The 20,390-nt window shown below is 62.3% G+C and carries 34 protein-coding genes; 2 read left to right on the top strand and 32 right to left on the bottom strand.

What is annotated here, in order from left to right; all coding sequences use genetic code 11:
* Nucleotides 1-132: 132 nt before the first annotated feature.
* A complete protein-coding gene (locus V1283_RS07720) occupies nt 133-510 on the bottom strand; it encodes a winged helix-turn-helix transcriptional regulator (protein ID WP_334385823.1) in 378 nt (125 codons plus the stop codon).
* 131 nt (nt 511-641) lie between these two features.
* On the opposite strand from V1283_RS07720, the gene V1283_RS07715 reads away from it, so the two are divergent.
* Together V1283_RS07715 and V1283_RS07710 are read left to right on the top strand one after the other, a co-directional pair.
* Nucleotides 642-1,655 carry a zinc-binding alcohol dehydrogenase family protein gene (locus tag V1283_RS07715; protein ID WP_334385821.1) on the top strand — a complete coding sequence of 338 codons (1,014 nt, stop codon included), beginning with the start codon at nt 642-644 and terminating at the stop codon, nt 1,653-1,655.
* Between the two features lie 352 nt (nt 1,656-2,007).
* Nucleotides 2,008-2,397 (top strand): hypothetical protein, encoded by a 390-nt coding sequence (locus V1283_RS07710; protein ID WP_334385820.1) that lies wholly within the window; start codon nt 2,008-2,010, stop codon nt 2,395-2,397.
* A gap of 82 nt (nt 2,398-2,479) precedes the next feature.
* Here the strand turns inward: V1283_RS07710 and V1283_RS07705 are convergent, their stop codons facing one another.
* The 31 genes from V1283_RS07705 to tuf all read right to left on the bottom strand — a co-directional run bounded on the left by V1283_RS07705 (nt 2,480) and on the right by tuf (nt 20,384).
* Nucleotides 2,480-2,821, bottom strand: coding sequence for a DUF1236 domain-containing protein (locus tag V1283_RS07705; RefSeq protein ID WP_334385819.1), 342 nt, complete (start codon nt 2,819-2,821; stop codon nt 2,480-2,482).
* A 150-nt stretch (nt 2,822-2,971) separates the two neighbouring features.
* Nucleotides 2,972-3,268, bottom strand: coding sequence for a DUF1330 domain-containing protein (locus V1283_RS07700; protein WP_334385818.1), 297 nt, complete (start codon nt 3,266-3,268; stop codon nt 2,972-2,974).
* An 8-nt stretch (nt 3,269-3,276) separates the two neighbouring features.
* Nucleotides 3,277-4,077: an SDR family NAD(P)-dependent oxidoreductase gene (locus tag V1283_RS07695; protein WP_334385816.1), complete on the bottom strand. Its 801-nt coding sequence runs from the start codon at nt 4,075-4,077 to the stop codon at nt 3,277-3,279.
* 134 nt (nt 4,078-4,211) lie between these two features.
* A complete protein-coding gene (rplQ, locus tag V1283_RS07690) occupies nt 4,212-4,628 on the bottom strand; it encodes a 50S ribosomal protein L17 (RefSeq protein WP_334385815.1) in 417 nt (138 codons plus the stop codon).
* 184 nt (nt 4,629-4,812) lie between these two features.
* Nucleotides 4,813-5,853, bottom strand: a complete 1,041-nt coding sequence (locus V1283_RS07685; RefSeq protein WP_334385814.1) for a DNA-directed RNA polymerase subunit alpha — start codon at nt 5,851-5,853, stop codon at nt 4,813-4,815.
* A 120-nt stretch (nt 5,854-5,973) separates the two neighbouring features.
* Complete coding sequence (gene rpsK / locus V1283_RS07680) at nt 5,974-6,363, bottom strand: 30S ribosomal protein S11 (RefSeq protein WP_006021048.1); 390 nt, start codon at nt 6,361-6,363, stop codon at nt 5,974-5,976.
* A 117-nt stretch (nt 6,364-6,480) separates the two neighbouring features.
* Entirely contained in the window at nt 6,481-6,849 is a 369-nt protein-coding gene (gene rpsM, locus V1283_RS07675; RefSeq protein WP_161855307.1) for a 30S ribosomal protein S13, read from the bottom strand.
* A gap of 186 nt (nt 6,850-7,035) precedes the next feature.
* Complete coding sequence (locus V1283_RS07670; RefSeq protein WP_334385813.1) at nt 7,036-7,893, bottom strand: adenylate kinase; 858 nt, start codon at nt 7,891-7,893, stop codon at nt 7,036-7,038.
* Nucleotides 7,894-7,969: 76 nt separating this feature from the next.
* Nucleotides 7,970-9,301 (bottom strand): preprotein translocase subunit SecY, encoded by a 1,332-nt coding sequence (gene secY / locus V1283_RS07665; RefSeq protein ID WP_334385812.1) that lies wholly within the window; start codon nt 9,299-9,301, stop codon nt 7,970-7,972.
* A 149-nt stretch (nt 9,302-9,450) separates the two neighbouring features.
* The gene (rplO, locus tag V1283_RS07660; protein WP_108518109.1) at nt 9,451-9,939 is read right to left on the bottom strand and encodes a 50S ribosomal protein L15; all 489 of its coding nucleotides are present in this window, start codon (nt 9,937-9,939) and stop codon (nt 9,451-9,453) included.
* A 17-nt stretch (nt 9,940-9,956) separates the two neighbouring features.
* Nucleotides 9,957-10,151, bottom strand: coding sequence for a 50S ribosomal protein L30 (rpmD, locus tag V1283_RS07655; protein WP_025588632.1), 195 nt, complete (start codon nt 10,149-10,151; stop codon nt 9,957-9,959).
* Nucleotides 10,152-10,188: 37 nt separating this feature from the next.
* Nucleotides 10,189-10,764, bottom strand: coding sequence for a 30S ribosomal protein S5 (rpsE, locus tag V1283_RS07650; protein WP_028349043.1), 576 nt, complete (start codon nt 10,762-10,764; stop codon nt 10,189-10,191).
* Nucleotides 10,765-10,825: 61 nt separating this feature from the next.
* A complete protein-coding gene (rplR, locus tag V1283_RS07645) occupies nt 10,826-11,185 on the bottom strand; it encodes a 50S ribosomal protein L18 (RefSeq protein ID WP_334385809.1) in 360 nt (119 codons plus the stop codon).
* A gap of 11 nt (nt 11,186-11,196) precedes the next feature.
* Nucleotides 11,197-11,730 (bottom strand): 50S ribosomal protein L6, encoded by a 534-nt coding sequence (gene rplF / locus V1283_RS07640; RefSeq protein WP_334385808.1) that lies wholly within the window; start codon nt 11,728-11,730, stop codon nt 11,197-11,199.
* Nucleotides 11,731-11,858: 128 nt separating this feature from the next.
* On the bottom strand, nt 11,859-12,257 hold the full coding sequence (gene rpsH / locus V1283_RS07635) for a 30S ribosomal protein S8 (RefSeq protein WP_057834252.1): 399 nt from the start codon (nt 12,255-12,257) through the stop codon (nt 11,859-11,861).
* Nucleotides 12,258-12,271: 14 nt separating this feature from the next.
* A complete protein-coding gene (gene rpsN / locus V1283_RS07630; RefSeq protein ID WP_334385807.1) occupies nt 12,272-12,577 on the bottom strand; it encodes a 30S ribosomal protein S14 in 306 nt (101 codons plus the stop codon).
* A gap of 44 nt (nt 12,578-12,621) precedes the next feature.
* On the bottom strand, nt 12,622-13,179 hold the full coding sequence (gene rplE / locus V1283_RS07625; RefSeq protein WP_334385806.1) for a 50S ribosomal protein L5: 558 nt from the start codon (nt 13,177-13,179) through the stop codon (nt 12,622-12,624).
* Nucleotides 13,172-13,486: a 50S ribosomal protein L24 gene (rplX, locus tag V1283_RS07620; RefSeq protein WP_108518098.1), complete on the bottom strand. Its 315-nt coding sequence runs from the start codon at nt 13,484-13,486 to the stop codon at nt 13,172-13,174. Before rplX ends, rplE begins: the two co-directional genes overlap by 8 nt.
* Nucleotides 13,486-13,854, bottom strand: coding sequence for a 50S ribosomal protein L14 (gene rplN / locus V1283_RS07615; protein WP_011473865.1), 369 nt, complete (start codon nt 13,852-13,854; stop codon nt 13,486-13,488). Before rplN ends, rplX begins: the two co-directional genes overlap by 1 nt.
* An 85-nt stretch (nt 13,855-13,939) precedes the next feature.
* Entirely contained in the window at nt 13,940-14,188 is a 249-nt protein-coding gene (gene rpsQ, locus V1283_RS07610) for a 30S ribosomal protein S17 (protein WP_057843583.1), read from the bottom strand.
* An 11-nt stretch (nt 14,189-14,199) separates the two neighbouring features.
* Entirely contained in the window at nt 14,200-14,406 is a 207-nt protein-coding gene (rpmC, locus tag V1283_RS07605) for a 50S ribosomal protein L29 (protein ID WP_025588647.1), read from the bottom strand.
* 4 nt (nt 14,407-14,410) lie between these two features.
* Entirely contained in the window at nt 14,411-14,824 is a 414-nt protein-coding gene (rplP, locus tag V1283_RS07600; RefSeq protein ID WP_025588649.1) for a 50S ribosomal protein L16, read from the bottom strand.
* A gap of 32 nt (nt 14,825-14,856) precedes the next feature.
* Entirely contained in the window at nt 14,857-15,555 is a 699-nt protein-coding gene (gene rpsC, locus V1283_RS07595) for a 30S ribosomal protein S3 (protein WP_025588651.1), read from the bottom strand.
* Between the two features lie 19 nt (nt 15,556-15,574).
* A complete protein-coding gene (rplV, locus tag V1283_RS07590; RefSeq protein WP_334385804.1) occupies nt 15,575-15,961 on the bottom strand; it encodes a 50S ribosomal protein L22 in 387 nt (128 codons plus the stop codon).
* 10 nt (nt 15,962-15,971) lie between these two features.
* On the bottom strand, nt 15,972-16,250 hold the full coding sequence (rpsS, locus tag V1283_RS07585) for a 30S ribosomal protein S19 (RefSeq protein WP_247515602.1): 279 nt from the start codon (nt 16,248-16,250) through the stop codon (nt 15,972-15,974).
* 12 nt (nt 16,251-16,262) lie between these two features.
* Nucleotides 16,263-17,096 (bottom strand): 50S ribosomal protein L2, encoded by an 834-nt coding sequence (gene rplB / locus V1283_RS07580; RefSeq protein ID WP_334385802.1) that lies wholly within the window; start codon nt 17,094-17,096, stop codon nt 16,263-16,265.
* A gap of 12 nt (nt 17,097-17,108) precedes the next feature.
* Nucleotides 17,109-17,408, bottom strand: coding sequence for a 50S ribosomal protein L23 (locus V1283_RS07575; RefSeq protein WP_028349056.1), 300 nt, complete (start codon nt 17,406-17,408; stop codon nt 17,109-17,111).
* Nucleotides 17,405-18,025 carry a 50S ribosomal protein L4 gene (gene rplD / locus V1283_RS07570; RefSeq protein WP_108518082.1) on the bottom strand — a complete coding sequence of 207 codons (621 nt, stop codon included), beginning with the start codon at nt 18,023-18,025 and terminating at the stop codon, nt 17,405-17,407. The genes V1283_RS07575 and rplD overlap by 4 nt, the downstream gene beginning before the upstream one ends.
* A 1-nt stretch (nt 18,026) precedes the next feature.
* Complete coding sequence (rplC, locus tag V1283_RS07565; protein WP_334385801.1) at nt 18,027-18,746, bottom strand: 50S ribosomal protein L3; 720 nt, start codon at nt 18,744-18,746, stop codon at nt 18,027-18,029.
* A 52-nt stretch (nt 18,747-18,798) separates the two neighbouring features.
* On the bottom strand, nt 18,799-19,107 hold the full coding sequence (gene rpsJ / locus V1283_RS07560) for a 30S ribosomal protein S10 (protein WP_002712302.1): 309 nt from the start codon (nt 19,105-19,107) through the stop codon (nt 18,799-18,801).
* 86 nt (nt 19,108-19,193) lie between these two features.
* The gene (tuf, locus tag V1283_RS07555) at nt 19,194-20,384 is read right to left on the bottom strand and encodes an elongation factor Tu (RefSeq protein ID WP_334385800.1); all 1,191 of its coding nucleotides are present in this window, start codon (nt 20,382-20,384) and stop codon (nt 19,194-19,196) included.
* Between the last annotated feature and the right edge of the window lie 6 nt (nt 20,385-20,390).

The raw sequence follows: 20,390 nt of genomic DNA, 5'->3' as shown, positions 1-20,390 counted from the left end.
CGAGAGAAGATAAAGCGGTACACAATACCGGCAGTCAAAGCGTTTTTCAGCGAAGTGGAGACCGGTTCGCGCCAAAAAAACGCGTCAATTCAAAAACCTAGAGTCTCGTTCCGATTCCATCGGAACGAGGCTCTAGGCCGCGCGATCGGGCGCTTTGACGGCGTCCGGCGCCGGCCCACAGGATAGCCTTTCCCGATGGCCCTCGCCCCACGCCCGCAACGTCTCGATCACCGGCCGCAGGCTCTCGCCAATGTCCGACAGCGTGTATTCGACCCGCGGCGGCACCTCGGCATAGACCTTGCGGATCACGAGCTTGTCGTCCTCGAGCGCCCGCAGCTGCTTGGTCAGCATGCGCTGGGTAATCCCGGGCATCCGCCGCCGCAACTCCCCGAAGCGCTGGGTGCCGGCCTGCAGGTGAAACAGGATCACGCCCTTCCACTTGCCGTCGATCAGGTCGAGTGTCGCTTCGACCGCGCAGCCGGGCCGATGGGCAAAATTCCGCCGTTTCATTGCCGTTTCCTGGGCTATTTTCCAATAGTATCCAAACAGGGACTAGTTCCCTAAATTTACAGTACTTGCCAATTTGATGCCAGCGCGACAGTTAGGCAACCAACCGTTCAAGCAGGCAGGAGACATCGGGCATGAAAGCCGTCGGGTACAAAAAATCGCTCCCCATCGAGGACGCACAATCGCTATTCGATTTCGAAACCGCCAAGCCGGAGCCGAAGGGCCGCGACATCAGAGTCGCCGTCAAGGCCATCTCGGCCAACCCGGTCGACTACAAGGTCCGCAAGCGCGCCGCCCCGCCCGAGGGCGAGACCAAGATCCTGGGTTATGACGCCGCCGGTATCGTCGACGCCGTCGGCCCTGAAGTCACGCTGTTCAAGCCGGGCGACGAAGTGTTTTACGCCGGCTCGATCCTGCGCCAGGGCACCAACGCCGAATTTCATCTGGTCGACGAGCGGATCGTCGGCCGCAAGCCAAAATCGCTATCGTTCGCGCAGGCCGCGGCGCTGCCGCTGACCTCGATCACCGCGTGGGAATTGCTGTTCGACCGGCTCGGCGCCGTGCCGGGCAAGAGCGTCGATCCGCGCACGCTTTTGATCACCGGCGCCGCCGGTGGCGTCGGCTCGATCCTGATCCAGCTCGCGCGCCGCCTCACCGGCCTCACGGTTATCGCCACCGCGACGCGGCCGGAGTCGCAGAAATGGTGCCTCGATCGCGGCGCGCACGCCGTGATCGATCACTCCAAACCGATGAAGGAGCAGATCGAAAAACTGAAGTTGCCGCCGGTCGCGCTCGTCGCGAGCCTCACCTTCACCGACCAGCATTACAAGTCGATCGCGGATTTCATCGCCCCGCAAGGCAAGTTCGGCCTGATCGACGATCCCCCGGAATTCACCGTCAGCGCGTTCAAGGGCAAGGCGGTCTCGATCCATTGGGAGTCGATGTTCACGCGCTCATCGTTCCAGACGGCTGACATGATCGCGCAGCATCATCTGCTCAACGATGTGGCAGACCTGATCGACAAGGGCGTGCTACGCACCACCCTCGACCAGACTTTCGGCACCATCAACGCGGCCAATTTGAAGCGTGCCCATGCGCTGCTGGAAAGCGGCAAGTCGCGCGGCAAGATCGTGCTGGAGGGCTGGTAGCAGCCAATAACGCCCTGCTCGGCGCACATCGCAGTCTCACTGCGCGCGCCGAATGCTGCCATCGCCAGACCTGAGGCAGATGCTCGTGGCGCTCTCCGTGAGCGGCGCGAGTTATTATGCCGCAAGGAGTTCCATATGCTGGAAAAATGGTGGTTCGCAACGAAGGCTCGATTCCCCGTCGCCTGGAACCCCCGTTCATGAAAGTTAAATTTGCCGCCAAAACCGTTTGCAAGCCGGCACGTGAGCAACGAACTTCACTCGAAAGTGTTTATCGAGTCTCTGTTTTACGAAAGGAGCGAACTCCGCTCCAATGTAAAATGTTTGGCGTCTGTTTTACGGAAAGGAGTGGTCCATGAGGAAAGCACCTTTGGTATTGGCCGCAGCGGCAACGCTTGGCCTCGCCACCATCGCAGCACCGGCGCCCGCGCAGGCCTGGCGTGGCGGATTCTTCCCAGGGGTAGCTGGCGGGCTTATCGCGGGGGCGGTGATTGGAGGAATCGCCTCCAGCGCCTACGCCTACGGTCCCGGCTACGGATACTATGACGGCTATGGGCCGGGATATTATGGCGGTGGATACGCCCCGGCTTACTACGGCGGCTATTACGGCGGTGGTTACGCCCCGGCTTACTATGGCGGCGGATACGGGTCCTACTACGGCGGGCCGTATGTCCGCCGCGTGTATCGCCCGGCGTACGCTTACTATCCGCGGCGGTATTACGGCGGCTACTATCGGCGCTGGTGACTTGGCAAGCTGGTGACTTGGCAAAATGAAAAAGGGCCGCCTCTACTGGCGGCCCTTTTTGCATGGCGATGCGAGCGCACCCTCAGTCGACTTCATGCACCACGGTGCGGGTGGCAGGATCGACCAGCATCACACGGTTGTTCGAGTAGAAATAGCGATACTTCGTCACTGACGGGCCCCAATCCGAAGGCACCGCCTCGAGTTCAACGTCGGTCGGCACCTTGGCGCCAACGATGATTCTTTCCTGCGTTTCCACCGGGCGGATCTTGTGCTCGGTGACGTAAGTCTTGATGCGGGTGCGATACTCCGGCTCGATCCGGACCGTCGCGCCTGCGGCTCCGGTCGTCGTCGTGACGGTGGTTTGCCCGTTGGCTATCGTTGCAACCAGCAACACCGCCGCCACAAGAATGAACAGCTTCGTCATCGGGTTCCTCCTCAAGCCGCATCAGCGCGGCTACGGGAAGAACAGATTTTTCGCGCTGTTGTTCCGGGAAGAATTCGGCGCCGCAAACGCGTTGCATGCGCAAATATATCGCCCGACGCGGAGCTTTCAGTGCGGCACTCCGATGCAAGCTCAAACGGGCGCGACGCCCTCAACGAAGATCAGCCGACGATCGATCGCCGTCTGCCGCACTTTCAGCGCCTCGGCGTATTCCGGCGAGGCGTACCATTCGCGCAAACGTTCCATCGTCGGAAATTCGACGACGATGATCGTCTTCGGGGGCGGGCCGCCTTCGACCACGCTGGCAGCGCCACCCCGCACCAGATAGCGGCCGCCATATTGCGCGATCGCCTTCGCGGCGATGGTGCGATAGGCTTCGAAACCTGCGACGTCGCGCACCTCGACTTCGGAAATGACATAGGCCGACATTTCTCACCTCACGCGATGGTCTGGATCAGTCCGCCTTCTGCCCGCAACGCGGCGCCGTTGGTGGCGGAAGCCTCTTTCGAACTGACGTAGATCACCATATTGGCGATCTCCTCGACGCTGGCAAAGCGCTGGATCAGCGATCCGGGGCGATGCTGCTTGATGAACTGCGCGGCCGCATCCTGCTCGGACTGGCCGTTTTGCCTGGCGAGATCGGCAACGAAAGTTTCGACGCCTTCGGACATGGTCGGCCCCGGCATCACGGAATTGACGGTAACAGCGGTACCCCGGGTCAATTCGGCAAGGCCGCGCGAAACGGCAAGTTGCGCCGTCTTGGTCATGCCGTAATGGATCATCTCCTTGGGAATCATCAGCGCCGACTCCGAGGCGATGAAAACGATACGGCCCCAATTGCGCTTCAGCATGTCCGGCATGTAGGCGCGCGACAAGCGGATGCCGGACATCACATTGACATCGAAAAAGCGGCTCCAGTCCTCATCCGGAATATCGAAGAAGGGTTTTGGCTCGAAGATGCCGGCGTTATTGATGAGAATGTCGACATCAGGCAGCGCCGCGACCAGCGCCTTGCATCCCGCCGCCGTCGAGACGTCAGCGGCAACAGCCCGCACCTTGCCGCCGGCCTTACCGGCAGTCTTGCCGAGCGCGGCGGCCACGGCATCGACCTTGGCTTGCGCCCGGCCATTGATCACCACGTCCGCGCCTGCAGCAAGGAGACCCTTGGCAATTGCGTGGCCGATACCGGAGGTGGAGCCCGTCACCAGCGCCGTCTTGCCCGAAAGATCGATTTTCATCCGTCATCTCCATCGTTGATGACAGCGATATCGGGAGCGGCGGGTACGACCGCCAATGCAGCCCGCGCGCGGCAGATGCGCAAATAAAAAGCGGCGCCTGAGCGCCGCTTTTGAAAGTCACGATTTTGGAAAACCTACGCCGCCTCGGCGGACTTTTCCTGCACCGGGCCGGAATCCAGGCCCTTGGCATCGACGTCGCGGTCGACGAACTCGATCACGGCCATCGGCGCGTTGTCGCCGTAGCGGAAGCCGGCCTTGATGATGCGGGTGTAGCCGCCCTGGCGGTCCTTGTAGCGGGTCGCCAGAACGTCGAACAGCTTCTTGACCTGATCCTTGTCGCGCATCTCGGAGATCGCCTGGCGGCGCAGGGCGAGCCCGCCCTTCTTGCCGAGCGTGACCAGCTTCTCGACGATCGGGCGCAATTCCTTCGCCTTCGGAAGCGTGGTGACGATCTGCTCGTGCTTGATCAGCGCCGCGCACATGTTGGCGAACATCGCGCGGCGATGCTCGGCGGTGCGGTTGAGCTTACGATGAACCTTGCCGTGACGCATTGAACTATTCCTTGATTGCCTTCGTCGCGACGGTTCGTCGGACTTGTTGCTCAGGTGGGCTGCCTGCGTTCGCCCCAGTCATTCCGGACGTCGCGAAGCGGCGATCCGGAATCTCGAGATTCCCCGATGCGCAATTGCGCATCTGCGGTTCGATGCTCGCGCATCGCCCCGGAATGACGAATGCTCAGTAGTGATCCTCGAAGCGCTTGGCGAGCTCGTCGATGTTCTCCGGCGGCCAGCCCGGCACTTCCATGCCGAGATGCAGGCCCATCTGGGCCAGCACTTCCTTGATCTCGTTCAGCGACTTGCGGCCGAAGTTCGGAGTGCGGAGCATTTCCGCTTCCGACTTCTGCACGAGGTCGCCGATATAGACGATGTTGTCGTTCTTCAGGCAGTTTGCCGAACGCACCGACAGTTCGAGCTCGTCGACCTTCTTGAGGAACGCCGGGTTGAAGGCGAGATCGGGAATGATCTCCTGCGCCACTTCCTTGCGCGGCTCTTCGAAGTTCACGAACACGTTGAGCTGATCCTGCAGGATGCGGGCGGCATAGGCCACCGCGTCTTCCGGCGAGATCGCGCCGTTGGTCTCGATCGTCATGGTCAGCTTGTCGTAGTCGAGGATCTGGCCCTCGCGGGTGTTCTCGACCTTGTAGGAGACCTTGCGCACGGGCGAGAACAGGCTGTCGACCGGGATCAGGCCGATCGGCGCGTCCTCAGGCCGATTGCGCTCGGCGGCGACGTAGCCCTTGCCGGAAGCGACCGTGAACTCCATGCGGATTTCCGCGCCCTCGTCCAGCGTGCAGATCTGCAGGTCGGGATTGAGCACGACGATGTCGCCTACGGTCTGGATGTCGCCGGCGGTGACGGCGCCCGGGCCGGACTTCTTCACGACCATGCGCTTGGGGCCTTCGCCCTGCATCTTGATCGCGATGTCCTTGATGTTGAGCACGATGTCGGTGACGTCCTCGCGAACGCCCGCGATCGAGGAGAACTCGTGCAGCACGCCGTCGATGTGCACCGACTGCACGGCGGCGCCCTGCAGCGACGACAGCAGGATGCGGCGCAGTGCGTTGCCGAGCGTCTGGCCGAAGCCGCGCTCGAGCGGTTCGGCGACCACGGTGGCAAACCGGGTCGCATCAGTGCCCGGCGTTACCTGCAGCTTGTTCGGTCGAATAAGTTCTTGCCAATTTTTCTGGATCGTCACTTTGTCACCCCTTCGGGTCAATAGACCGGCCAGTCGATCCGCCTTCAGATCACTGGCGTTGGAGATCCGCGGATCGGTCCGCGGCAGTCAAAATTCCAAAAGCAATCGCGGGGCCCGGAAACGAGCGCCCGCGACCAAACGTCAGACCCGCCGGCGCTTGCGCGGACGGCAGCCATTATGCGGGATCGTCGTCACGTCACGGATCGACGTCACGGTGAAGCCCGCCGCCTGCAGCGCACGAAGCGCCGATTCACGGCCCGAACCGGGGCCTGCAACTTCCACTTCCAGCGTGCGCATGCCGTGTTCCTGCGCCTTCTTGGAAACGTCTTCGGCCGCGACCTGCGCGGCGTAGGGGGTCGACTTGCGCGAGCCCTTGAAGCCCATCGTGCCGGCCGAGGACCAGGCAATGGTGTTGCCCTGCGCGTCGGTGATGGTGATGGTCGTGTTGTTGAACGACGAATTGACGTGCGCGATACCCGAGGCGATGTTCTTGCGTTCGCGACGGCGTACGCGGGTGGCTTCCTTGCCCATTACCTAAAACCTTCCTGTGATCTCAAACGCCGCCGTACTGCCAGCGGCTACACCTAAGAAGCGAACGGCGAGCGGCGAATAATCCTATTCGCCACTCCCTATTCGCTATTCGCAAAATTACTTCTTCTTGCCGGCGATCGACTTGGCCGGGCCCTTGCGCGTGCGCGCGTTGGTGTGGGTGCGCTGGCCGCGCACCGGCAGGCCGCGACGATGACGCAGGCCGCGATAGCAGCCGAGGTCCATCAGACGCTTGATGTTGATACCGGTCTCGCGGCGAAGATCGCCCTCGACAAGGTAGTCGCGGTCGATCACTTCGCGGATCTGCAGGACTTCCTGGTCGCTCAGCTGGCTGACGCGACGATCCTCCGGGATCTTGACCTTCTCGATGATCTCGGCCGCGTTCTTCTGGCCGATGCCATGAATGTACTGGAGCGCGATCAGAACGCGCTTGTTGGTCGGGATATTCACGCCGGCAATACGGGCCACGGACTTTTCTCCTGTCGCCGATCCGTCATGGACCGGCTTTAAGTTCTTGCTATCTCGGGCAGGTGTCCGCAAACGCGAACACGACGCCCTTCCCCTCATCTGCTTCGGGGCCCGGCATCGTCATAAAACTATCCGACTTGGATGCGGGGCTTATTAAAGGATTCAACTCGGTTTCGTCAACCGCCTCTATCGCTTAGCTCGCTTTTTCGTGACCTTTTTCGAGGCCTTGGCGGGTGTCTTTTTTGCCACCTTTTTGGCCATGGCAGTTCCCCGCCCCTTGGCGGCCGCGGCAGCCTTCCTGGCCACCCTGGAGGCTGCTTTCTTGCCCTTTGGAGCGGCTTTGGGGGCCTTCTTGGCCGTTTTGGCAGCCTTTTTGCCCGCTGGCTTGGCGGTCTTCCTGGCGGCCGCAGCGGCCTTTTTGGCCGGAGCCGCAGCCTTGGCTCCCTTGGGTTCCACGGCCCCGATCGCCGACAGGATGCGGTTGATTTCCCGGGTGACGTGCTCGATGGTCATCATCCCATCGACCGTCAGGAGCTTTCGCCGCTCCGAATAATAGTGAATCAGGGGCTCGGTCAGCGTGCGGTAGTTCGCCAGCCGCTTGGACAGCACTTCCGGGGTATCGTCGATTCGCACTTCCTCGCCGCGTGCCCGCATCTCGGCGACACGCGTCTCCACGCGGTCCAGCAGCGCACTCTCGTTGACGCGCAATTCGACCACGGCATCGAGCTTGATGTGTTTCTTCTTCAGGAGTTCGTCGAGCGCTGCCGCCTGCGGCACCGTGCGCGGAAATCCGTCGAGAATGAATCCGTTCTTCATGTCGGGCTGGTCGAGGCGGTCGGAGATGATCCCGATCACGATCTCATCCGGCACCAGCGAGCCGCTGGCCATGATGTCCTTGGCCTGCAGGCCGACCGGCGTTTGGGCGGCGACCGCCGCACGCAGCATCTCGCCGGTCGAGAGCTGGACGATGCGGTGCTTCTGGACCAGCCGCTGCGCCTGGGTGCCCTTGCCCGCGCCCGGCGGACCCAAAAGGATCAATCTCATGACTATTCGCCCCCCGGCTTGGTGAGCGAAACGCCGCACACCCTTTATTGAAATTCAGACCGCAGCCTGCCGCCCGTTAGCGGCGGCGGCCCCTCAATTTGGACTTCCTGATCAGCCCCTCATACTGATGGGCTAGGAGATAACCCTGCACCTGCGCGACCGTATCCATGGTCACGCTGACGACGATCAGAAGCGAGGTGCCGCCGAAGTAGAACGGCACCGACGCGTAGGAAATCAGGATTTCCGGAATCAGACAGACGATCGCCAGATAGAGCGCGCCGAGCACGGTAATGCGCGACAGCACGTAATCGATATATTCGGCGGTGCGCTCGCCCGGGCGGATGCCGGGGATGAAGCCGCCATGCTTCTTCAGATTGTCGGCGGTTTCGGTCGGGTTGAACACGATCGCGGTGTAGAAGAAGGCGAAGAACACGATCAGCGCCAGATAGAGGAACAGGAACAGCGGACGGCCATGGCTGAGCTGCGTGTTCAGCCACTGGAACCATTCAGGACCCTTGCCGGCGTTGAAGTTCGCGACCGTGGCCGGCAGCAGCAGCAGCGACGAGGCGAAGATCGGCGGAATCACGCCCGAGGTGTTGAGCTTGAGCGGCAGATGCGAGGACTGGCCCTCGAACATCTTGTTGCCGACCTGACGCTTCGGATACTGGATCAGAAGCCTGCGCTGCGCGCGCTCCATGAACACGATGAAGGCGATCACGGCGACCGCCATCACGATCACAACCAGGATCAGGCCGGTCGAGAGCGCGCCCTGGCGTCCCAGTTCCAGCATATTGGCGAGCGCTGAAGGCAGCTCGGCGACGATGCCCGCCAGAATGATCAGCGAAATGCCGTTGCCGATGCCGCGCGAGGTGATCTGCTCGCCGAGCCACATCAGGAACATGGTGCCACCGGTCAGCGTGATCGTGGTCGAGAGCAGGAAGAAGATGCCGGGGTCGCTGACGACGTTGCCGGCGCCCTGGAGGCCCACGGCAATGCCGTAGGACTGGAACGCGGCGAGGATCACCGTCAGATAGCGGGTGTACTGGTTCAGCGTCTTGCGGCCCGCCTCACCTTCCTTCTTCAGCGCCTCGAGCTGCGGAGACACCGTGGTCAAGAGCTGGATGATGATCGATGCCGAGATGTACGGCATGATGTTCAGCGCGAAGATCGCCATGCGGTGGATGCCGCCGCCGGCGAACATGTTGAACATGCCGAGGATGCCGCCGGCCTGCGACTTGAACACCTGCTCCCAGATCGCGGGATCGATGCCGGGCAGCGGGATATAGGTGCCGAGCCGATAAACAAGCAGCGCACCCAGCGTGAACCAGATGCGCTTCTTCAGTTCGTCGGCTTTCGCCAAGGCGCCGAAATTGAGGTTTGCCGCAAGTTGTTCTGCTGCTGAGACCATGATCAGGCTTTCTCCCGCCGCCCCCCAAGCCGATGCCCCCGGTCGGGGGCTATCGGCAGACGCCGGACATTATTTGGTGCTCGGCTTCGATAAAGTCCATTGGTCGATCGTGCCGATCGCCCGCCCATGGGCGGGCGATGACGCAGATGTTACGCCGCCTCGCCTTCGTCCTTCTTGGCCGGGGCCAGGATCTTCACGGTGCCGCCGGCCTTCTCGACCGCCGCGACCGCGGATTTGGAAGCGCCGTGCACCTCGATCGCGAGCTTGGCCTTGAGTTCGCCGCGCCCGAGCAGCCGCAGGCCGTCCTTGGCGCGACGGATCACGCCCGCCTTCACCAGCGATTCGACGGTGACGGTTTCCTTGGCGTCGACCAGCTTGGCGTCGATCGCCTCCTGCAGCCGGTCGAGATTGATCTCGGCGAAGTCGAGCCGGAAGATGTTGTTGAAGCCGCGCTTCGGCAGGCGCCGATGCAGCGGCATCTGGCCGCCCTCGAAGCCCTTGATGCGCACGCCCGAACGCGCGGTCTGGCCCTTGCCGCCGCGGCCCGAAGTCTTGCCCTTGCCGGAACCGATGCCACGGCCGACGCGCATGCGCTTCTTGCGCGAGCCGGCGTTGTCGGCGATATCGCTGAGCTTCATCGCCCTGTCTCCTTAATTTACTTCTCGCCGACGACGCGGACGAGATGTTGAACCTTGCTGATCATGCCGCGAACCTCAGGCGTATCCTGAAGCTCGGCAACCCGGCCGATCTTGTTGAGCTTGAGGCCGATCAGCGTCGAACGCTGCGAGTGGTGGCGGCGGATCGCGCTGCCGGTCTGCTCGACCTTGATCGTCTTTGCGGCCTTGGCCATCGTCTTAACTCCAAAGAGCGCTAAAAAATCGCGCCGGTTATTCAGCCACCACTTCGGCATCGCCGCCGACGCGGCGCGACTGCAGCGTGGACACCTTGATGTTGCGGCGTGCCGCCACCGAACGCGGCGAATCCTGATGCTTCAGCGCGTCGAAGGTGGCGCGAACCATGTTGTAGGGATTCGACGAGCCGATCGACTTCGCCACCACGTCCTGGATGCCGAGCGTTTCGAACACCGCGCGCATCGGGCCGCCGGCGATGATGCCGGTACCGGCCGGAGCCGCGCGCAAGTAGACGCGGCCGGCGCCGTGGCGGCCGGCGATGTCGTGGTGCAGCGTGCGGCCTTCGCGCAATGCGACGCGCGTCAGATTGCGCTTGGCCGACTCGGTCGCCTTGCGGATCGCTTCGGGCACTTCGCGCGCCTTGCCGTGGCCGAAACCGACCCGGCCCTTCTGGTCGCCGATCACGACCAGCGCCGCAAAGCCGAAGCGCTTGCCGCCCTTGACGACTTTCGCCACGCGATTGATGTGGACGAGCTTGTCGACGAACTCGCTGTCGCGCTCCTCGCGATCCCTGCTCCGTTCGCGTCCGCCGCGTTCGCGTTCACCTGCCATGGTGTTTTCCAATCTTTAGGGGAGTAAAGCCCCTGTCCTCGTAATTATCCAAAACGGTTCGTTAGAAGCTCAGTCCGCTCTCGCGGGCCGCATCGGCGAGCGCCTTGACGCGCCCATGATAGAGATACTGGCCGCGGTCGAACACGACTTCCGTGACGCCGTTCTTCACGGCGCGTTCCGCCAGCAGCTTGCCGACGGCCTTGGCCGCATCGATGTTGGCGCCCGTATTGCCGCCATCGCGCATGGTCTTTTCCAGCGACGAGGCGGAAGCCAGCGTTTCGCCCTTCAGGTCGTCGATGACCTGGGCGTAGATGTGCTTCGACGAACGGAACACCGACAGACGCGGGCGTCCATTGGCGGACCGGCGCAGCGAGTTGCGCACGCGCTGCTTGCGCCGGGCATTCGTGACCTTGAGTGACATGACCGGCTCCGTTACTTCTTCTTGCCTTCCTTGCGGAAGATGAATTCGTTGGCGTACTTCACGCCCTTGCCCTTGTAGGGCTCCGGCGGACGGTAGGCGCGGATTTCCGCGGCGACCTGGCCGACGCGCTGGGAATCGGTGCCCGTGATCGTGATCTCGGTCGGCTTCGGCACCACGATGGTGATGCCTTCCGGGATCGCGTAGACGACGTCGTGGCTGTAGCCGAGCGCGAGCTGCAGGTTCTTGCCCTGCAGCGCAGCACGATAACCGACGCCGGTGATCTCGAGCTTCTTCTCGAAACCCTTGGTGACGCCCTCGACCAGGTTCGCGACCTGCGCGCGCGCGGTGCCATACATGGCCTGCGCACGGTTGGTCTTGAGCCTCGGCGCGACTTTGACCGCACCGCTCTCGAACTTCACCTTGACATCGTCATGCACGACGAACTGAAGCTGGCCCTTCGGCCCCTTCATCTTGACGGTCTGCCCCTCGACGCTCGCCGTCACACCGGACGGGATCGCCACAGGCCGTTTGCCAACACGTGACATGGCTCTAAATCCTTCTCCTTAGCGTTTTCCGGCGAAGTGTGTAGCGGTTCGCCGAAGAAAACGCGTCAAACTAAAAGCGTGTGCGCATTCTTGTCGCAAAACCGGTTCCCACTTTTGCGGAATGCGCACTAGAACACCGTGAAGAGAATTTCGCCGCCCACATTCGCGTCACGCGCGGCGTGGTCAGCCATGATTCCCTTCGGCGTCGACAACACCGAAATGCCGAGACCGTTATTCACCCGCGGCAGATTCTTCACCGAGGCGTAAACCCGACGGCCCGGCTTGGAGACCCGCTCGATCTCGCGAATGACGGGCTCGCCGTCGAAATATTTCAGCTCGATCTCGAGCTCGCTGCGGCCCGAGGCATGTTCGACGCTGGCATAGCCGCGGATGTAGCCCTCGGATTTCAGCACTTCGAGCACGCTGGCACGCATCTTCGAGCCCGGGGTCGAGACCTTGGACTTCGAACGCATCTGCGCGTTGCGGATGCGGGTGATGAGATCGGAAATCGGATCGTGCGTTGACATCTTGACGACCCTCCTTACCAGCTCGACTTCACGAGCCCGGGAACCAGGCCCTTGGAGCCGAGTTCACGCAGCGCGATGCGGGAAAGCTTGTTCTTGCGGTAGTTCGAGCGCGGGCGGCCGGACAGTTCGCAGCGGTTGCGGATCCGCGTCGCCGACGAATTGCGCGGCATCTGGGCGAGCTTCAGCGTCGCCGCGAACCGCTCTTCCATCGGCCTGGTCTTGTCGGCGATGATCGCCTTCAGCTTCGCGCGCTGCGGGGCGGCGTTCTTCGTCATCCGCTTGCGCCGGTTGTTCTTCTCGATCGAACTCTTCTTTGCCATGCTTGGCTCCTGGGTTTCCGCGTTTGAGAGGCTTTAACTGCGTCTCACTGCCGGAACGGGAAATTGAATGCGGTCAACAAGGCACGCGCCTCATCGTCGGTCTTCGCCGTGGTGCAGACCGTGATGTCCATGCCGCGGGCTTCCGAAACCTTGTCGAAATCGATTTCGGGGAAAATGATATGCTCCTTGAGGCCGAGCGAATAATTGCCGCGGCCGTCGAAGCTCTTCGGGTTGAGCCCGCGGAAGTCGCGCACGCGCGGCAGGGCCACGTTCACCAGGCGATCGATGAACTCGTACATCTTGACCTTGCGCAGCGTGACCTTGCAGCCGATCGGCTGGTTCTCACGCAGCTTGAAGGTCGCGATCGCGATCCGCGAATAGGTCACGATCGCCTTCTGGCCGGCGATCTGCGTCAGTTCGCCAGCCGCGGTCTCGGCCTTTTTCCGGTCGTTGACGGCATCGCCGACGCCCATGTTGAGCACGACCTTGTCCAGCCGCGGCACCTGCATGACGTTGGCATAGCCGAACTGTTCGGTCAGCTTGCCGCGAATGCTCTTGTCATACTCCGCGCGCAGACGCGGTATGTAAGCGGTATCAGCCATCGATCTCTGCTCCCGAGCTCTTGGCAATGCGTACCTTCTTGCCATCAGCCTGAATCTTGAAGCCCACGCGGGTCGGCTTTCCGTCCTTGCCGACATAGGCGATGTTGGACAGGTGGATCGGCGACTCCTTGGAGATAATGCCGCCTTCCTGGTTCTGGGTCTGCTTCTGGTGACGCTTCACCAGGTTGACGCCGCGCACCAGCGCCTTGTTCTCGGCGGGGCGGACCTCGAATACTTCGCCGGTGCGGCCCTTGTCGCGGCCGTTCAGCACGATGACCTTGTCACCTTTCCGGATCTTGGCAGCCATCACAGCACCTCCGGCGCAAGCGAAATGATCTTCATGTGGTTCTTGGCGCGCAGCTCGCGCGGCACGGGCCCGAAGATACGGGTGCCGACCGGCTCCGACTGGTTGTTGATCAACACGGCGGCGTTGCGGTCGAAGCGGATGACCGAGCCGTCGGCGCGGCGGATGTCCTTGCGGACCCGCACCACGACGGCCTTCATCACATCGCCCTTCTTCACCTTGCCGCGCGGAATCGCTTCCTTGATCGACACGACGATAACGTCGCCCACGGTGGCATAGCGGCGCTTGGAGCCCCCAAGCACCTTGATGCACATGACACGGCGTGCGCCTGAATTGTCGGCCACGTCGAGGTTGGTCTGCATCTGAATCATTGATGCACCTCGTCCTCTTTCTGATGCGCTCGAATTAGCGCCTAAAATTTTTCCTGATTACTCATCCGGCCGGGCCGAGTGAATCTCAGGCGGTTTTCTTCTGTTCGCCCCGGACCACGGTCCAGCGCTTCAACTTGGAGATCGGCTTGCTCTCCTCGATCCACACCATGTCGCCCGGCTTGAACTCGCTGTTCTCGTCGTGCGCGTGGTAGTTCTTGGAGCGGCGGATCGTCTTCTTGTAGATCGGATGGGTGAAGCGGCGATCGACGCGCACCACCACCGTCTTGGCTTGCTTGTCGCTCACGACCACGCCCTGAAGGGTACGTTTCGGCATAATACGGCCTCTTACTTCTTCTTCGCGCGCGTTTGCGCGGCGATGGTCTTGATGCGGGCGATGTCGCGGCGGGCTTCGCGCAGCCGCGAGGTGTTCTCGAGCTGCCCGGTGGCACGCTGGAAACGCAGGTTGAAACGTTCCTTCTTCAGATTGAGGACGGCGTCGTCCCTCTGGTCGTCGCTCATCGCGCGGATGTCTTCAACTTTCATCGGGGCCATGACGTTACTCCGCAATGCGCGCGACGAAGCGCGTCTTGATCGGCAGCTTGGCGGCGGCGAGCGAGAGCGCTTCCTTCGCGGTCTGCACCGTGACGCCGTCGATCTCGAAAATCACGCGGCCGGGCTTGACCCGCGCCACCCACAATTCCGGCGTACCCTTGCCGGAGCCCATGCGGACTTCGGCGGGCTTCTTCGACACCGGCAGGTCCGGAAACACGCGGATCCAGACGCGGCCGGCGCGCTTCATGTGACGGGTCAGCGCGCGGCGCGCGGCTTCGATCTGGCGGGCGGTGATGCGCTCGGGCGCCATCGCCTTCAGGCCGAATTGACCGAACGACAACGTCGCACCCGAAGTCGCAACGCCGTGGATACGGCCCTTATGCGCCTTCCGGAACTTCGTTTTCTTTGGTTGCATCATGGCTTTAAGCCCTCAAACCTTCTTCTGATGTCTCACGCAGCGTCGCGGCGCGGACGTGCGGTGTCGCCTTCGGCCATCTTCTTGTCCTGGGCCATCGGATCGTGCTCGAGGATCTCACCCTTGAAGATCCAGACCTTGACGCCGCAGGTACCGAACGTCGTAAATGCTGTCGCCACACCGTAATCGATGTCGGCGCGAAGCGTGTGCAACGGCACGCGACCTTCGCGATACCATTCCATGCGCGCGATTTCGGCGCCGCCGAGACGGCCCGAGCAGTTGATACGAATGCCTTCGGCGCCAAGACGCATCGCCGACTGCACCGCCCGCTTCATGGCGCGGCGGAAAGCGACGCGACGCTCGAGCTGTTGCGCAATCGATTCGGCGACCAGGGTGGCGTCGAGCTCCGGCTTGCGGATTTCGACGATGTTGATGACGACGTCGGAAGCCGTGATGTCGGCAACCCGCTTGCGCAGCTTGTCGATGTCGGCGCCCTTCTTGCCGATCACCACGCCCGGACGCGCCGAATGGATCGTCACGCGGCACTTCTTGTGCGGACGCTCGATCACGATGCGGGCAACCGCCGCCTGCTTGAGTTCCTTGTGCAGGATCTCGCGGATCTTGACGTCTTCATGCAACAGCTTGCCGTACTCGTTCTTGCCGGCGAACCAACGGGAATCCCACGTCCGGTTGATGCCGAGACGCAGTCCGATTGGATTGATCTTTTGACCCATCGTTTTCTCCCGCGCCGCTTTAAGCGCTTGCCTCGGCCTCGACCTGACGAACCACGATGGTCAGGTGCGAGAACGGTTTATACACACGCCCCGAACGGCCACGGCCGCGCGGCGAAAAACGCTTCATCACGATGCCGTTGCCGACATGCGCCTCGGCGACGACGAGATCGTCGACTTCGAGGTCGTGGTTGTTCTCGGCGTTCGCGATCGCCGATTCCAGGCACTTCTTGACGTCGACCGCGATCCGCTTGCGCGAGAACTGCAGGTCGGCGAGCGCAGCAGCCGCCTTCCGGCCGCGGATCAGCTGCGCGACAAGATTGAGCTTCTGCGGGCTGACGCGCAGCATCCGGGCAACTGCCTTGGCCTCGTTGTCCGCAAGGACACGTTCGCGCTTTGGTTTGCTCATCGTCTATTCCTCAAGCCTTCTTGGCTTTCTTGTCGCCAGAATGGCCATGGAAGGTACGGGTCGGCGAGAACTCGCCGAACTTGTGACCCACCATTTCCTCGTTGATCGATACCGGCACATGCTTCTGGCCGTTGTAGACGCCGAACGTCAGGCCGACGAACTGCGGCAGGATGGTCGAGCGGCGGCTCCAGATCTTGATGACGTCGTGACGGCCGGACGCACGCGCAGCATCTGCCTTCTTGAGCAGAGAGGCTTCGACGAACGGGCCTTTCCAGACTGAACGTACCATGTCCGGCGTTCCTTACTTCTTCCGCTTGTGGCGGCTTAGGAGAATGAATCGATTGGTCGACTTGTTCGAACGGGTCTTCTTGCCCTTGGTCGGCTTGCCCCACGGCGTGACCGGGTGGCGGCCGCCCGAGGTGCGGCCTTCGCCGCCGCCGTGCGGATGGTCGATCGGGTTCATGACGACGCCGCGGTTATGCGGACGCCAGCCCAGCCAGCGGGTACGGCCGGCCTTGCCGATCGAAATGTTCATGTGATCGGGGTTCGACACCGCACCGATGGTGCCGCGGCAACGGCCGTGCACCAGGCGCTGCTCGCCCGAATTCAGGCGCAGGATGACGTAGTCCTGGTCGCGACCGACGATCTGGGCGTAGGTGCCGGCCGAACGCGCGATCTGGCCGCCCTTCCCGATCTTCATCTCGATGTTGTGGATGATGGTGCCGACCGGCATGTTGCCGAGCGGCATGACATTGCCGGGCTTGACGTCGACATAGTTGCCGGCAACGACCGTGTCGCCCACAGCCAGACGCTGCGGCGCCAGGATGTAGGCCTGCTCGCCGTCCTGATACTTGATCAGCGCGATGAACGCGGTGCGGTTCGGATCATACTCCAGCCGCTCGACGACGGCGGGAACGTCGATCTTGTTCCGCTTGAAGTCCACCAGGCGGTAGGACTTCTTGTGGCCGCCGCCGCGGAAACGCACGGTGATGCGGCCGGTGTTGTTGCGGCCGCCATTGCCGAGCTTGCCCTCGGTCAGCGCCTTCACCGGCTTGCCCTTGTAGAGCGCCGAACGGTCGACCATCACCAGCTGGCGCTGGCCCGGCGTCGTCGGATTGTATGTTTTCAATGCCATCGCTGTGTCGCCTTATAGTCCGGTAGTGACGTCGATGCGGTGGCCCTCTTCGAGGGTCACGACAGCCCGCTTCACGTCCGACTGCGAACCGAAATTGCCGCGGAACACCTTGGTCTTGCCCTTGCGGACCAGCGTGTTCACGCTCTTCACCTTGACGTCGAACAGCTTCTCGACGGCTTCCTTGATTTGCGGCTTGGTCGCCTTGCTGGCGACCTTGAACACGACCTTGTTGTGCTCGGACGCCACCGTCGCCTTTTCGGTGACGACGGGTGCCACGATCACGTCGTAATGGCGCGGATCGATATTCTTCATTTGAAGCGCGCCTCCAGCGCATCGACTGCCGCCTTCGTCAGCACGAGCTTCTGACGACGCAGAATGTCATAGACGTTGATGCCCTGGATCGGCAGCACGTCGATATTCGGAATGTTGCGCGCGGCGGTCGCGAAACCGGCGTGCACCTCGGCGCCGTCGATGATCAGCGCATTGGTCAGGCCGAGACCCGAGAAGTGGCCGACCAGCGCCTTGGTCTTGGCGTCCTTGACCTGCGCATTGTCGATCACGATCAGGCCGCCGTCCTTGGCTTTCGCCGAGAGAGCATGCTTGAGCGCCAGCGCGCGCACCTTCTTCGGGAGGTCGGTCGCGTGCGAGCGAACCACCGGACCGAACGCACGGCCACCGCCGCGGAACTGCGGCACGCGGGCCGAGCCGTGACGGGCGCCGCCGGTGCCCTTCTGCTTGTACATCTTCTTGCCGGTGCGCCAGACGTCGGCGCGGCCCTGCGTCTTGTGCGTTCCGGCCTGGCGCTTGTTGAGCTGCCATTGCACGCAACGCTGGATGATGTCGGCACGGGGCTCGAGACCGAAGATCGCGTCCGAGAGCTGGACCGAACCAGCTTCCTTGCCTTCAAGGGTCGTGACTTTCAGTTCCATCTCACGCGCCCTCCTGCTCGGCCGGAGCCTGAGCCTGCTCACCGCCGGCGACCTTGAACTTGCCGGGCTTCGGAGCTTCCTTCGGCAGCGGCTTCTTGACGGCGTCGCGCACCGAGATCCAGCCGCCCTTGGAGCCGGGAACGGCGCCTTCGACGAGGATCAGGCCGCGCTCGACGTCGGTCTGCACCACACGCAGATTGAGCGTGGTGATGCGATCGACACCCATGTGACCGGGCATCTTCTTGTTCTTGAAGGTCTTGCCGGGATCCTGGCGTCCGCCGGTCGAACCGATCGAACGATGCGAAACCGACACACCGTGGGTGGCGCGCAGACCGCCGAAATTCCAGCGCTTCATGCCGCCGGCAAAACCCTTACCGACCGAGGTGCCGGTGACGTCGACGAACTGGCCGACCACGAAATGGTCCGCCTGAATCTCGGCGCCAACCGGGATCAGCGCGTCTTCCGACACGCGGAACTCGGTGACCTTCCGCTTGGGCTCGACCTTGGACACCGCAAACTGGCCGCGTTCCGCCTTCGGCAGATAGACGGTCTTGCGGGTACCCGAACCGAGCTGCAGCGCGACATAACCGTTCTTCTCGGTCGTGCGGTGGCCCAGCACCTGGCAATTGCCCAGCTTCAGCACGGTCACAGGGATATGTTCGCCGGTCTCCGTAAAGACCCGCGTCATCCCGACCTTTTGTGCGATCACTCCGGAGCGCATCGGCGTGCTTCCTGTTCTTTCTGTCCGTTAACTTCGGACGATCCTGAAAATCTTAGAGCTTGATCTCGACGTCGACACCGGCGGCCAGGTCGAGCTTCATCAAAGCATCGACGGTCTGCGGGGTCGGATCGACGATGTCGAGAAGGCGCTTGTGGGTGCGCATCTCGAATTGCTCGCGGCTCTTCTTGTCGACGTGCGGTGAACGGTTGACGGTGAACTTCTCGATGCGGGTGGGCAGCGGAATGGGTCCGCGAACCTGGGCACCGGTACGTTTCGCCGTGTTCACGATCTCGCGGGTCGACGTATCGAGGATACGATGGTCGAACGCCTTGAGACGGATGCGAATATTTTGGCCGTTCATTGCCGATGTCTTTCTTTAGTGAGTGGCGAGTAGCGAATAGCGAATAGAAAATCCCTATTCGCCACTCGCCATTCCCTATTCGCTTCTTACTCGATGATGGAGGCGACGACGCCGGCGCCGACGGTGCGGCCACCTTCACGGATCGCGAAGCGCAGCTTTTCTTCCATCGCGATCGGCACGATCAGGTGCACTTCCATCGCGATGTTGTCGCCCGGCATCACCATTTCGGTGCCTTCGGGCAGATGCACGACACCGGTCACGTCGGTGGTGCGGAAGTAGAACTGGGGCCGATAGTTGGTGAAGAACGGGGTGTGACGACCGCCCTCTTCCTTGGTCAGGATGTAGGCCTCAGCCTTGAACTTGGTGTGCGGCTTGACCGAACCCGGCTTGCACAGCACCTGGCCACGCTCGACTTCCTCGCGCTTGGTGCCGCGGAGCAGCGCACCGATGTTGTCGCCGGCCTGGCCCTGATCGAGCAGCTTGCGGAACATCTCGACGCCGGTGACGATGGTTTTCTGGGTGGCGCGGAGACCAACGATTTCGATTTCCTCGCCGACCTTGACGATGCCGCGTTCGACACGGCCGGTCACCACGGTGCCGCGGCCCGAGATCGAGAACACGTCTTCGACCGGCATCAGGAACGGCTGGTCGACCGGACGCTCCGGCTGCGGAATGTAGGCGTCGACCTGCTTCATCAGTTCGAGGATGGCGTCGTGGCCGAGCACCTTGTCCTTGTCCTCAAGCGCGGCCAGCGCCGAGCCCTTGACGATCGGGATGGTGTCGCCCGGGAATTCGTACTTCGAAAGCAGTTCGCGGACTTCGAGCTCGACGAGCTCGAGCAGTTCCGGATCGTCGACCATGTCGCACTTGTTCAGGAACACGACCAGCGCGGGAACGCCGACCTGGCGAGCCAGCAGGATGTGCTCGCGGGTCTGCGGCATCGGGCCGTCGGCAGCCGACACCACCAGGATCGCGCCGTCCATCTGCGCCGCACCGGTGATCATGTTCTTCACATAGTCGGCGTGGCCCGGGCAATCGACGTGGGCATAATGCCGGTTCTTGGTTTCGTATTCGACGTGAGCGGTCGAGATCGTGATGCCGCGCGCCTTTTCTTCCGGCGCCTTGTCGATCTGATCGTACGCCGTGAACGTCGCACCGCCGGTTTCAGCCAGCACCTTGGTGATCGCTGCGGTCAGCGAGGTCTTGCCATGGTCGACGTGACCGATGGTTCCGATGTTGCAGTGCGGTTTATTACGTTCAAACTTTGCTTTGGCCATTTGACT

This window comes from Bradyrhizobium sp. AZCC 2262 (assembly GCF_036924535.1).
Classification (GTDB): Bacteria; Pseudomonadota; Alphaproteobacteria; order Rhizobiales; family Xanthobacteraceae; genus Bradyrhizobium.
The sequence above is the reverse complement of the archived record's forward strand: the minus strand, read 5'-3'. Positions and strand labels throughout refer to the sequence as shown.